This window comes from Ilyobacter polytropus DSM 2926 (genome assembly GCF_000165505.1).
Taxonomy (GTDB): domain Bacteria; phylum Fusobacteriota; class Fusobacteriia; order Fusobacteriales; family Fusobacteriaceae; genus Ilyobacter; species Ilyobacter polytropus.
The window spans coordinates 519,283-531,854 of the sequence record NC_014632.1; the positions used below are offsets into that span (position 1 = coordinate 519,283).

Annotated in this window: 13 protein-coding genes; 12 read left to right on the forward strand and 1 reads right to left on the reverse strand. The window is 35.1% G+C overall.

Translation table 11 applies throughout. The features are described 5' to 3' along the window. Nucleotides 1-8: 8 nt before the first annotated feature. Entirely contained in the window at nucleotides 9-935 is a 927-nt protein-coding gene (locus ILYOP_RS02390; protein ID WP_013386916.1) for an NAD(P)/FAD-dependent oxidoreductase, read from the forward strand. A 12-nt stretch (nucleotides 936-947) separates the two neighbouring features. On the opposite strand, the gene ILYOP_RS02395 is transcribed toward ILYOP_RS02390, so the two are convergent. After that, a complete protein-coding gene (locus tag ILYOP_RS02395) occupies nucleotides 948-1,739 on the reverse strand; it encodes a sigma-70 family RNA polymerase sigma factor (RefSeq protein ID WP_013386917.1) in 792 nt (263 codons plus the stop codon). 142 nt (nucleotides 1,740-1,881) lie between these two features. Between ILYOP_RS02395 and ruvC the strand changes: the two genes are divergently transcribed. From ruvC to ILYOP_RS02450, 11 genes are all read left to right on the forward strand, one after another. Next, nucleotides 1,882-2,454 (forward strand): crossover junction endodeoxyribonuclease RuvC, encoded by a 573-nt coding sequence (gene ruvC, locus ILYOP_RS02400; protein ID WP_013386918.1) that lies wholly within the window; start codon nucleotides 1,882-1,884, stop codon nucleotides 2,452-2,454. 23 nt (nucleotides 2,455-2,477) lie between these two features. Further along, nucleotides 2,478-3,758, forward strand: a complete 1,281-nt coding sequence (locus ILYOP_RS02405; RefSeq protein ID WP_013386919.1) for a sensor histidine kinase — start codon at nucleotides 2,478-2,480, stop codon at nucleotides 3,756-3,758. A 10-nt stretch (nucleotides 3,759-3,768) separates the two neighbouring features. Next, complete coding sequence (locus tag ILYOP_RS02410; protein ID WP_013386920.1) at nucleotides 3,769-4,221, forward strand: tRNA (cytidine(34)-2'-O)-methyltransferase; 453 nt, start codon at nucleotides 3,769-3,771, stop codon at nucleotides 4,219-4,221. 90 nt (nucleotides 4,222-4,311) lie between these two features. After that, on the forward strand, nucleotides 4,312-4,707 hold the full coding sequence (locus tag ILYOP_RS02415) for an acyl-CoA thioesterase (protein WP_013386921.1): 396 nt from the start codon (nucleotides 4,312-4,314) through the stop codon (nucleotides 4,705-4,707). 1,171 nt (nucleotides 4,708-5,878) lie between these two features. After that, nucleotides 5,879-7,312, forward strand: a complete 1,434-nt coding sequence (locus ILYOP_RS02420; protein WP_013386922.1) for an APC family permease — start codon at nucleotides 5,879-5,881, stop codon at nucleotides 7,310-7,312. Between the two features lie 44 nt (nucleotides 7,313-7,356). Beyond that, the gene (locus tag ILYOP_RS02425) at nucleotides 7,357-8,493 is read left to right on the forward strand and encodes an ornithine cyclodeaminase family protein (protein WP_013386923.1); all 1,137 of its coding nucleotides are present in this window, start codon (nucleotides 7,357-7,359) and stop codon (nucleotides 8,491-8,493) included. 60 nt (nucleotides 8,494-8,553) lie between these two features. Further along, entirely contained in the window at nucleotides 8,554-8,862 is a 309-nt protein-coding gene (locus ILYOP_RS02430) for a (2Fe-2S)-binding protein (RefSeq protein ID WP_013386924.1), read from the forward strand. 215 nt (nucleotides 8,863-9,077) lie between these two features. Continuing rightward, on the forward strand, nucleotides 9,078-10,667 hold the full coding sequence (locus ILYOP_RS02435; RefSeq protein ID WP_013386925.1) for an FAD-dependent oxidoreductase: 1,590 nt from the start codon (nucleotides 9,078-9,080) through the stop codon (nucleotides 10,665-10,667). 1 nt (nucleotide 10,668) lies between these two features. After that, on the forward strand, nucleotides 10,669-10,992 hold the full coding sequence (locus tag ILYOP_RS02440) for a (2Fe-2S)-binding protein (protein WP_013386926.1): 324 nt from the start codon (nucleotides 10,669-10,671) through the stop codon (nucleotides 10,990-10,992). 4 nt (nucleotides 10,993-10,996) lie between these two features. Then, nucleotides 10,997-12,124 carry an NAD(P)/FAD-dependent oxidoreductase gene (locus ILYOP_RS02445; protein ID WP_013386927.1) on the forward strand — a complete coding sequence of 376 codons (1,128 nt, stop codon included), beginning with the start codon at nucleotides 10,997-10,999 and terminating at the stop codon, nucleotides 12,122-12,124. Nucleotides 12,125-12,158: 34 nt separating this feature from the next. Next, a complete protein-coding gene (locus ILYOP_RS02450) occupies nucleotides 12,159-12,551 on the forward strand; it encodes a Rid family hydrolase (RefSeq protein WP_013386928.1) in 393 nt (130 codons plus the stop codon). Nucleotides 12,552-12,572: the final 21 nt, after the last annotated feature.

Below are 12,572 nucleotides of genomic sequence, written 5' to 3' on the forward strand. Positions count from 1 at the left end.
AGAGAACTGTGGAAAAAATATATGACATGATAATTATAGGGGGGGGACCTGCAGGGCTTACAGCTGCCATATACGCAGGCCGTGCACAGTTAAATGTTCTGGTAATAGAAAAAAGAGAACTAGGAAGTCTTATTTCAGCCCATAAAATAGACAATTATCCTGGATTTCCAGACGGGATAACAGGCAGAGAGTTATACCAGCTGAAAAAAGAACATGCTTTAAAATATAATGTAAATATTGTAGAGGGGACTTTTCTTGAACTTGATATTTTCTCTGAACCAAAGATCGTAAAGACAGACGTAGAAAATTACCACGGTAAATCAGTTATAATAGCCAGCGGTTGGCCTAAAAATAGTGTTAAGAAGATAAAGGGAGAGCAGGAATTTATAGGAAAGGGGGTATCCTATTGTGCCACCTGTGACGGGGCTTTTACCAGAAATCTAAAGGTGGGCTTATTCGGTCAGGGGGATGAAGTTGCAGAAGAGGCACTTTTTCTCACAAGATACTCTAAGGAGATATTTATTTTCTCAAAGGAAAACAGTCTAAAATGCAACGAGGAACTAAAAAATGCTCTTTTATCCCATGAAAATGTAAAAATAATTCCAAATAGCAGTATTGTTGAAATAAAGGGAAATGATTATGTGGAAGAAGTTGTTGTATCAAGAGATGGCCTAGAGGAAAGTTACTCTTTAGATTATACTTTTTTATATTTAGGAACGAGGTCCACAGAGGAACTTTTTTCTGGATTTGCCAAACTAGATCCAAACGGATACATAATAACAGGAGAAGATATGAAGACCGAGGTAGACGGAGTCTATGCAGCGGGTGACATAAGATCAAAGGCTATAAGGCAAGTTACCACAGCGGTGGCAGATGGAACAATAGCCTCATTAGAAGCTGCCAAGTATATACTGAAACAAAAAAAAGAGAGTTAACCCTCTCTTTTTTTACATAGTATACCTAAACTTATCTCTTAACTTATCGATAGCTTTGAGCTGAATTTGCCTTATTCGCTCTCTGGTTAGGTTCAGATGGTTTCCTATCTCTTCTAGAGTAAGAACATTTTTGTTGAAAAGTCCAAATCTGTGTATGATGACGTCTCTTTCCTTGGAATTAAGTATTTTTAAATTACTTATAAGTTCTTCGTTTACACTGTCTGTTATTATCTGCTCTTCAAAAAGATCATCACTTGGAATAATGCTGTGAAGGTCTCCGTTTTCACCGTAGGATTCTTCAAGTGAATTCAGGGATTGTTCAAAAATATTGAGGTATTTCTCCACATCTTTTTTCTTGAATTCAAGGCCTGTGGCGATAACTTCAATAGATGGAACGGAACCATATTTATTTTTGTAATCTCTTATGAATTTGTTTATTTTTGAGATATTATCATAGATATAAGTAGGATATCTTATAACCCCTTTATTTGATGAAATATATCTTAAAATACTCTGCTTTATCCAAAAAGTGGCATAGGTGGAAAACCTTTTATCCATGGTGGTATCAAACTTACTGACAGCTTTTATCAGTCCGATATTTCCTTCTTGTATGAGATCTAAGACAGGAATGCCGATATTTATATATTTTTTTGCTATACTTACTACGAGTCTTAGGTTGGATGTAACCAACTTTTCATGAGCTGATTCGTCTCCATTCTGGGCTTTCAAGGCAAATTCTATCTCTTCTTCCTTGGTTAAGAGGGGATAGTGGCTTATCTCTTTTAGATAATTGGATATATTCATTTTACGTAGCCTTTTAAGGCCCCCTCCTTTCAATATAAGAGTTTGTTTTCTAAGTAAGATATACGTTGCAGTATGAGAAATCCTTTTTTATAGAATTTTTTTTTAATCTATGGTAAACTTTTAAATAGGGGTGAAATAAATAGTGAGAGTTTTAGGTATTGATCCGGGAACTGCAACAGTGGGATACGGAATCGTAGATTTTAAAAATAATAATTATGATACGGTAACTTATGGATGTATATATACAGACAAAGATCTTCCCATGTCAAAAAGGCTTGAAAAAATATATGATGAACTTTATGCTCTCATAGAAGAATATAAGCCCGCTCATATGGCTGTGGAGGAGCTTTTTTATTTTAAAAACAATAAAACAGTTATAAGTGTAGGTCAGGCAAGAGGAGTAATAATCCTCTGCGGTGAGAAACAGGGACTCTGTTTAGACAGTTATACACCTCTTCAGGTAAAAATGGGGATAACTGGATACGGGAAATCTGAAAAAAAACAGGTTCAGATTATGGTTCAGAAGATATTAAAACTAAATGAGCTTCCAGAGCCTGATGATGCTGCAGATGCCTTGGCTATAGCAGTGACTCACATAAATTCACTAAACTCAGGATGCTACAGCATATCTGATAATAAAAAAATATGCGGGAAAAAAATAGGAAGTGGGAAACTAACAGCGAAGGAATATAGGGAATTGTATAATATCAAGTAAACCAGAATAAAGGAGGTGATTGTGTGTGGGGTAAAATAAATTATAATCTAAGCAGAAAAACAATTATTGGAAAAAAACTTACAAATAATGAAAAAGATATCTCACATATGATCCAGGAATTTGAATCTATAGAAAAGATGATGTCAGTTATTTATAGTGAAAAAAATGAAGGTAGAGTGATATTCTGCATTCTTCTTCTTTTGATCGGGAAACTAGACTTAGGGTATGTTGAGAGTTATTACTTCCATTATGATGAAGAGTCTAAGACTCTTCAGTATAAGGAGGGATATTTTAATCTAGATAAAATAGAGGAAGAGGAATTAGATGAGATATATGATTCTCTCAGTGACATTATAGAGGTAGATCAGGCACCATTCTTAAAAGAGATATTAGAGATTGGGGAACCAGTTTATGATATAAAGAAATTTACAGAATTGACTCCCTATACATTTCTCAGCAGGCTGAATAATTTTTCTGTGATCCCAGTGGGTTATGCAGATAAAAATTATGGCGTGCTTATTATGGCGGGAAACAAAAAACTTCTTAAAATGGGTAAAAGAAAACGGGAACTCGTAGATATATTTAAGTACAATTTATCTATGTATCTTTATAACAGAGACTTAGAAAAAAAAGAACTCAAAGACGATAGATTAAAAACCATAGGATATTTTGCCAACTCCATAGTTCATGAGTTTAAAACTCCTGTATCAGTAATAAAGGGCTTTGCAACTCTGGCTAAAAATAAACTAGATGATCCTGAAAAGCTAAAGATATATCTAGAAAATATAATTAATGAATCAGATAGGATAATAGAGATGTCTGACGAGGTTGGGGAATATGCTCAGACAAGGAATTCACTTAGTATAGAGGAAGAGTTTTATTTTCAGGATGTTGTAAAGGAAATCTATAAAAAATTCAAAAACAAATTTGAAAGACTGGAAATAAAACCAATATTCATGGAGGAGAAAAAAATATTGGTAAAAGCCAATAAAAAAACTTTTTCAAGAACAGTATGTCATATCCTAAAAAATGTAGCAGAAAATGTGGACTATAAGAAAGATAACAGATATATACTGTTTAGATTTGAGGAACAAGACGGAAGAGATGTTGTGGTATTTGAAGACAATGGCTGCGGGATACCTGAAGATAATTTATCGAAAGTATTTTCACCATTTTATACTACAAAAATAAATGGAACAGGTCTTGGAATGACCATAGTAAAAGAATACTACGAAAAAATAGGAATGGAAATAAAACTAGAGTCAGTTTGTGGAAAGTACACTAAGCTGACAGTAATATTATAGGAGGAGTTAGATGAATATAGTTTTGCTGAATCCAGAGATACCTTACAATACAGGAAACATAGGAAGAAGTTGTGTTCTTACCAATACCTCACTTCATCTTATAAAACCAATGGGATTCTCTCTAGATGAAAAGCAGGTGAAAAGGGCAGGCCTAGATTACTGGAACAGTGTAGATCTTCATACTTGGGATAGCCTAGAAGAACTTATAAAAGCCAATCCTGATTCAAATTTTTATTTTGCTACGACCAAGACAAAAAAAAAATATTCAGATGTAAAATATGAAAAAAACGATTTTATTGTTTTTGGACCTGAATCTAGAGGAGTGCCAGAAGAGATACTAGAGGCAAACAAAGAAAACTGCATAACAATACCTATGATAAAAATGGGAAGATCTCTGAATCTTTCAAATTCTGCAGCAATAATATTATATGAAGCTTTAAGACAAACTGGCTTTGATTTTTAAAATAGATTTTATGGGGTAATATAAAAGATCAATTTATGGGATATTTCAACAAATTATTATACTTACAAATTGAAAATAAGGGGGCATTATATGAGTATGGAATACACAGGGTTTCAAAATGAGATGGAACCGGCTTTACGTTTGGTGGCGATGCCAGCAGACACAAATCCAGCAGGTGATGTATTTGGGGGATGGATCATGGCACAGGTGGATTTGGCAGGTGCAGTTATTGCATCACAGAGAGCCCAGAGCAGAATTGTAACGATAAAAGTAACTGACTTTGTTTTTAAAGAACCTGTCTATGTAGGGGATTTGGTAACATGTTACGGAAAGATAGAAAAAATTGGAAATACGTCTATTACTGTAAAAGTAGTTGTCTGTGCCCAAAGAAACAGGTATGAAAAAACTTGTATAAAAGTAACAGAGGCTACTGTAGTATATGTGGCAATCGACGAAGATGGTAATCCTAAGGAAATATCAAAGTAATTTAAATTTTGAAAAGATATAAATGTATATTTTTTCAGAAAACATATTAAGAAGCATTTGAAATAAGGTTTTGTCTTTTAAAGTCCTTCTCTTAATTATTAAATGATACTCTAGTATCTATTTGATTAAGGGGGGACTTTTTTGTTGCTGGCTATGTTCTCTTCTAGTAAAGTTTTAAAAGTTCTTTGTGATGCATCACTATATATGTTATTTAGATTCTACATAATAAAGAGAATCTTTATTCATTAAATAGAGAGTTCAGATAATGATAAATATTCTATTTTTTAGTTTTATAGAAAAAAATTGCGTGATATAAATTTTTTAAAGGATGTATCTCCTCTATTTTAAGGCTTTGTGTCTTGTATTTAAAAGCTTTAAAGCAAAATAATATTAGTTTGACTAGAATTTTTATCAATAATTATATTTTGAAAATATTTTTTAACTATTGTAAGTTCTTGTGCTTAAATACTTAAGGATCAGCCATTAATTTTATCTTTATATACTCTTTTTGTGACGCGTCACAAAAAAATTAGAGACCTGTACCATTGTGATTTAAAAGAAAACCCTTTATAATCTTAGTATATTAAATCTTACAAGTCAGTTTCCGGAACTATTTTCAAGTAAATAACTATGGTAATCGACTTTGATAAAATATTGAATTATCTATCATTAAATAATATATCATATAAAAGTAAATGGCATCTTATCAGCAAAAAGAAGAGATCCCTCTTTAATACCCTGGAAAGGTACAAAGTCGTTTTACTTTCTCTGAATATCAGATGGAAGTAATGCGACTTTTTTGTTATAGATATATTGTTTGGTATAAATTCAATTTAATTTGATTTAAAAAAATTATTAGGAGGTTTAAAGTATCGGTAGAAGCTGGTATCATTAATGCTCTAGAAATGGATATCCTTCCTGAAGTTTAAAATTTATGAGATGAGAATTCAACTATTTAATTTTCTATTTAACACTTTTCATTACTTGGCATCTGTTCAAAGCCTTTTCTTGAATTTTTAGATCTATTGAGATAATCAAAATCAGGAGATTATCACTATAATATTTTGAAAATGCAAACAACAATCAAAAAATAAGGTAAAAAATATGGGAAACAATATTATGGGATATTCAAGGGCATATTTTAACTAATTATTCAATAGGAGGTTACAGTATGACAAATCAAAAATTAGGGTTATCGAGTGCAATTTCAGCAGGTATTGGTCTAATTGTGGCGACCAGTTGTTTAGTAACATTATCACAAGGTGTTGGTTTTGCAGGTAAGGGATTTATCATCGCTTTGGCTATTGCCTGTGGATTAAATATTTTAGTATCTTTTTCTTTTGCAGAACTCAACGGATTAATGCCTGTTACTGGTGGGTTGGGTCAGTACACATTAGCAGCAATGGGGCCTTTTGTATCGATGATTGCCGTTATTGGAGGATATATCATCTGTGGTATTTTGGCAGCCAGTTCAGAAGCCGCTATGATTGGTTTTGTGGTTAATTCATCTATTTTACCCAATGTCAGTCCTTTATTGATTACACTTATTTCGATTTTATTCTTATTTATAATTAATGTTTTCGGAATTCGTTCCTATGCAAGAACTCAGATGATTACCACAGTTATAATGATAGGTTCCATGATCATAATAGGTGTAATGGGAGCTTTGAAACTTGGCTCTGGTGAAGTAGTTACCCAAGCGAATCAGGCTTTCAATCCTATGGGATTTGGAGTTGTTTCTATGACAGCTTTGGCTTTCTGGTTGTTTATCGGAGTTGAATTTGTATTACCTTTAACAAAGGATATGAAAAAACCAGAGAAAGACATTCCTAGGGGGATGATACTAGCCTTACTTATACTAATGGTGGTTCAATCAATTATGATATTCGGTATCTCTAATTATGTACCTTATGAAATATTGCAGACATCAAATCAGCCACATATGGATTTCGCCAGACTTTTGTTAGGAAAGGTAGGGACCGGATGGATGACTATTATAAGTATAGGTGCAGTTGTAAGTACATTAAATACAATCCTTGCCGGTATTCCTAGAATGCTATTGGGAATGGCTGAAGGTGGAATGCTTCCAAAAGCTTTTACAAAAACTAATCGTTACGGAGTGCCATATAATGGATTGTTTCTTATTACAGGTGGAATTGTAACAGCTCTACTTACAGGTATTACATCAGCCGATGATTTAATAATATTTATTCTGACAGGATGTCTATTCTGGATGGCGTCATATATTGTAGCACATTTAAATGTCTTGGTTCTTAGAAAGCGTTATCCAGATGCTAAGAGAAGCTTCTGTGTCAAATTATTCGGGCTACCTCAAATTGTTGGGATTCTAGGAATGATCTATATGATGACACACATTATAGATGTACCTGATTTAAGAAATGCTATCTATTCAAACGCTGCAATCTTAATGATGGCTTTAGTTGCTTATTGTTTTGTGTGGGTTAAGTTTGTTATGAAAAAAGGTCTTTTTGAGACTATAAGTATGGAAGAAGTAATTGCTCAAGATGAGAATAGTTCCGATCTAGATTTAAATAATGATCCAGATTACGATGATGAAAAAAAATTAGAAACTGTTTTCAGTTAATTAAAAAAGGGATTATAAAAATAATTTTTTAGGGGGAAATGAATATGAAAGATAGTAAAGTAGATTTTATTTATTTAAGTGAAAAGGATATGATTGAAGCTGGAGTCAAAGATATGGGTGGTTGTGTAGATGCTATGGAGGAGATGTTCAAACTTCTTAAGGTTGGAGATTTTAGAATGGGTGGGTCTAACGGATTTTCTCACGGCTGTATGGTAACTTTTCCTGAAGAATCACCTTTTCCTAATATGCCTTTAGACGGCCCTGACAGAAGATTTATGGCAATGCCTGCATATCTTGGTGGTCAATTTGATATGGCTGGAGCAAAGTGGTATGGATCAAACTCTGACAATAGAGAAAAGGGATTACCAAGATCTATTCTTATGCTAACACTGAATGATAAAGATACTGGTGCACCTGTAGCACATATGTCAGCTAACGTTCTCAGTGCCTACAGAACAGGAGCTATTCCTGGAGTGGGAGTGAAATATCTGGCACATGAAAATGCCAAAGTCTGTGGTATTGTCGGTCCTGGAGTAATGGGGAAAACAGCTTTAGCTTCATTTATAGCTGTAAGACCTGGGATTGAAACAGTGAAAATAAAGGGGAGAAGTCAAGGATCAATAGATTCTTTCGTAAAATATGTAAAAGAGGAGTTCCCAACTGTTAAAAACATTGAAATCGTTGATGATATAGAGTCAGCAGTTAAAGATGCTGATGTTGTATGTTTAGCTACTTCTGCAACACTTGGAAATCTTGATGAATATCCATATGTAAAAGAGGAATGGATTAAACCTGGAGCAGTAATATGCTGTCCTGCGTCAGCAAGATTTGATGAAGATTTTATTGTAAATAAAGCCAGAACAGTTGTAGATTGTTTACATCTATATGAAGCATGGGCAGAGGAATATCCATATCCAACATTCCATACTATTCCTATTCCAGCTTGTTACAATATGGATTTACTGCATGAAGGGAAAATAACAAAAGATGACATACATGATCTCGGAGATATTTTAATGGGAACAATTCCTGCCCGTCGTAATGATGAAGAGATAATAATATACTCTGTAGGTGGTATGCCTGTTGAAGACATAGCATGGGGAACGATAGTATACAGAAATGCACTTAAAAAAGGCATCGGTACAAAACTTAACCTTTGGGAAAAACCAGAGTTGGCCTAAGAAAAATAGTTGACATAAAAAAGTTAACTTAAAAAATTGAAAAATTAGGAGGGTCTCCACATGAGAATAGAAGAACACCCGGTACTGGGAAAGATAGAAAAAGGTGAATTAGTGGATTTTACCATGGACGGTAAGCCGCTAAAAGGACATGAGGGAGAACCAATATCTGCAGCTTTAAAAGCTGCAGGTGTTATGGTTCACAGACACACACACAAGCATTCTCCAAGGGGAGTATTCTGTGCTATAGGACGTTGTACAGACTGTGTTATGGTGGTTAATGGCAAGGCAAATGTGAGAACCTGTGTTACTCCTTTAGAGCAGGGAATGGTAGTTGAAACTCAATATGGTGTTTCGGCAAAGGCAAAATAGACGAAATTAAATAAAGTTACTTTTTGAATAATTGATGTAAGTTATTGATTTTCTTATATTTTTAGTCACAAATCATAAAAATAAACTAAAAGAATGTAAAATTTTGGACACAGAGTATAACAGAGGAAATAAATGAGTTTATTAGAGTCCTAGCAGAAGAGTTCAGTTTAATTTATAGATTTTAATTATAGAATAGCAAAAAGGATGGGATGAATATGAAAAGATATGATCTTATAGTAGTCGGTGCAGGACCTGCAGGACTTTCAGCTGCCATTGAAGCTGCAAAAAGAGGTCTCGAAGTAGCTGTTTTCGATGAAAACTCTAAGCCAGGTGGCCAACTATTTAAGCAAATACATAAATTTTTCGGATCCAAAGAACATAAAGCTAAAATAAGAGGGTTTAAAATCGGGGATGAGCTCCTTGAAACAGCTAATGAGCTGGGTGTTAAAGTTGTGTTGAATGCAATTGTTATTGGAATTTATTCTGAAAAAGAGATAACAGTTAATATAGATGATGAAATAATACACTATAAAGCAGATTCAATTATAGTAGCTACAGGGGCATCTGAAAACATGGTTACATTTGACGGGTGGACACTTCCAGGTGTTATAGGTGCAGGAGCTGCACAGACTATGATGAATTTACACGGAGTGAAACCTGGTAAAAAAATACTAATGCTTGGGAGTGGTAATGTAGGCTTGGTTGTAAGTTATCAACTGTTACAAGCAGGATGTGAGGTAGTTGCAGTTGTAGATGCAGCACCAAAAATCGGTGGATATGGTGTTCATGCTGCAAAAATAGCACGTTGCGGTGTTCCTTTTTACCTGTCACATACAATTATCAAAGCAGAGGGTGATGACTGTATTAATGGAGTTGTGGTAGGAGAAGTTGACAGTAAATGGCAGATTGTAGAAGGAACGGAAAAACACTTTGATGTAGACACGATATGTCTGGCTGTAGGTCTATCTCCTATATCTCAGCTATTAAAAATGGCAGGGTGTGAAATGATTGAAGATCCTAAAAAAGGAGGACTGGTTCCTGTCTGTGATAATTATGGTGCCACGTCACTTCCAGGGATATTTGTTGCAGGGGATGTATCGGGTATAGAGGAAGCGAGTTCTGCAATGATAGAAGGAAGAATAGCTGGAATTGCAGCTGCTCACGCTTTGGGTTATATAGAAAAAGAAGAATTGATAAAAGAAGCTGAAGAACTAGAATCTTCTCTTATAAGCTTACGTCAGGGAATGTTTGCCCCTGAAAATCGAGGTAAAGACATTCTTAAAACTGATGAAGGTTTTGATGTTTCAAACAACTTACTAAGAAAAGGTTATTTAACAGATGACGAAGTGACAAAATATCCTGGTGTAAAATCAGTAAGCGGAGTACATCCTATTATTGAGTGTTCACAAAATATTCCGTGTAATCCTTGTCAGGATGCCTGTCCTAAAGGATGTATAAAAATTGGTTCTGATATCACAACATTGCCAGCTTTTGACGAGTCAACAAAATGTACTGGTTGTGGCTTGTGTGTAGTATCGTGTTCAGGACAATCAATATTCTTAATAGATGAGGATAAAGAAAAAGGATATACTCACATTACTATGCCTTATGAATTTTTACCATTGCCTGAAAAGGGTGACAAAGGAAAGGCATTGGATCGTAGTGGTAAACCAATTTGTGAGGCTGAAGTTGTTGGTGTGAGGACATCAAAGAATTTTGATCAAACAAGTTTGCTAACTATTAAAGTTACAGATGATATGGGGATGAAAGCCCGTTTCTTCAAGCAGTTGCAGGAGGTAAAATAATATGAGTAAAATAAATGATCGTTCAAAAGATATAGGAAAATTTATTCCTCAAGCTGATGATGATACGATAATCTGCAGATGTGAGGAAGTAACAAAGGGTGAAATTCGTCAAGCAATACATGCAGGGATGTTTACGCTTCAAGAAGTACGTAAATATTTGAGAACTGGAATGGGGTTGTGCCAAGGTCAGACCTGCGGGAAACTTGTTAAAAAGATTATTTCCCAAGAATTGGGGATTTCTCCTTTAGAATTGGAATCGGCTGTATCAAGAGCTCCAATGAGACCCATCGAAATGAAAGTTCTTGGGAACGAGAGGAAGGGGTGAGAAGATGATAAATAAAGCAGATGTAATTATAATAGGAAGTGGAGTTATAGGGAATGCCACTGCATATAATCTTGCAAAAGCAGGGAAATCCGTTATTGTACTGGAAAAAGATGAAAGCATCGGTGACGGGGGATCGACACGTAACGGTGGAGGTGTGAGACAGTCTGGGCGTCATTCTGCCGAGCTTCCACTGGCAATGTACGGTGTAAAAAATCTTTGGCCAAACCTTTCTGAGGAATTGGGAGTAGATGTTGAGTACTATCAAGAAGGGAATCTTCGGTTGGGGAAGACTGAAGAACATCTGAAAGTACTGCAGGGAATAGTGGACAGAAGTAAAGCCTTAGGTTTGGATCTAAAAATGGTAGAAGGAGACGAGGCCAGAGAAATATGTCCTTACCTCTCTGATGAAGTTATAGGGGCGAGCTGGTGTCCTACAGATGGCCACGCGAACCCTATGCTGGTCACTTTGGGATATTATAAAAAAGCCCGTGAACTTGGTGCCTGTTTTATTACAGGGGAAGAAGTTGTCGAGATAAAGAAAATTAAAGGTAAAGCCCGGCAGGTAGTGACAAAAGAAAATATTTATGAAGGGGATAAAATCATCCTTGCAGCAGGATATGGAAGCCGTAAAATTGCAGAAACAGTAGGTGTCGATGTACCGATGAATCCTATTTTAATGGAAGTATTGGTCACAGAAGCACAATCTCCGATGTTTTATCAGATGCTGGGAACAGCAGAAGCGGATTTTTATGGACACCAAAGTACCCACGGTTCCTTTGTTTTTGGAGGAACTTCAGGACATGAAGCCTTTAACAAAGATGGTGGAATCCATGCTACTAACAGTAAAACAGCATCGGCAGTCTGCAGAGGGATCATGAAGTATTTTCCTGATTTAGGTGATCTTAAGATCATCCGTACATGGGCCGGACATCTAGATTATTGTGTAGACGGTATCCCTGTAATGAGTCATGTGGAGGAAGTTCCGGGACTCATTCTTGCATGTGCTTTTTCAGGGCACGGATTTGGTATCGCACCTACTGTAGGGATGCTGCTTAGTGAAATGGCGATGGATAAAGAGACAACACTGGATGTGACTCCGTTCAGATATGACAGATTTAAAGCTAAAATATAGATGATTTAAAATTTAAAAATGTGGAGGAAAATATATGGAAATGGTAAGAACAAATTATTCTTCAGGTGCACCTTTAGAAGAAAAAGCAGGATATTCAAGAATGGTTACAGTGGGACCTTTTGTATATTTAGGAGGGACAACATCTGTAAAACCAGATGGAACAGTACACGGTGAAGATGACCCTTATGAACAGACAAAATTTATTTTTGATAAATTATTGAAAATTATGGAAAAAGCAGATTCCGGAGCTGAAAATGTCGTAAAAGTAAAAGCCTATGTTACTGATATGAAATATGCTCCTGAAGTTGCGAGGGCTTATTCTGAATACTTTTTAAATATAAAACCACTTTTTACTATGGTTGGTACAACTATGCTTAACCGTCCAACTCAGTTAGTTGAGATTGAAATGGATGCAATAAAATATTAATTCACATAAATAAAATAATTA

Coding starts and splice junctions, on each gene's coding strand:
- ILYOP_RS02450 (WP_013386928.1), top strand. CDS start 12,159: ATGGAAATGGTAAGAACAAATTATTCTTCAGGTGCACCTTTAGAAGAA.
- ILYOP_RS02430 (WP_013386924.1), top strand. CDS start 8,554: ATGAGAATAGAAGAACACCCGGTACTGGGAAAGATAGAAAAAGGTGAA.
- ILYOP_RS02425 (WP_013386923.1), top strand. CDS start 7,357: ATGAAAGATAGTAAAGTAGATTTTATTTATTTAAGTGAAAAGGATATG.
- ILYOP_RS02440 (WP_013386926.1), top strand. CDS start 10,669: ATGAGTAAAATAAATGATCGTTCAAAAGATATAGGAAAATTTATTCCT.
- ILYOP_RS02410 (WP_013386920.1), top strand. CDS start 3,769: ATGAATATAGTTTTGCTGAATCCAGAGATACCTTACAATACAGGAAAC.
- ILYOP_RS02435 (WP_013386925.1), top strand. CDS start 9,078: ATGAAAAGATATGATCTTATAGTAGTCGGTGCAGGACCTGCAGGACTT.
- ILYOP_RS02420 (WP_013386922.1), top strand. CDS start 5,879: ATGACAAATCAAAAATTAGGGTTATCGAGTGCAATTTCAGCAGGTATT.
- ILYOP_RS02445 (WP_013386927.1), top strand. CDS start 10,997: ATGATAAATAAAGCAGATGTAATTATAATAGGAAGTGGAGTTATAGGG.
- ILYOP_RS02415 (WP_013386921.1), top strand. CDS start 4,312: ATGAGTATGGAATACACAGGGTTTCAAAATGAGATGGAACCGGCTTTA.
- ILYOP_RS02395 (WP_013386917.1), bottom strand. CDS start 1,739: ATGAATATATCCAATTATCTAAAAGAGATAAGCCACTATCCCCTCTTA.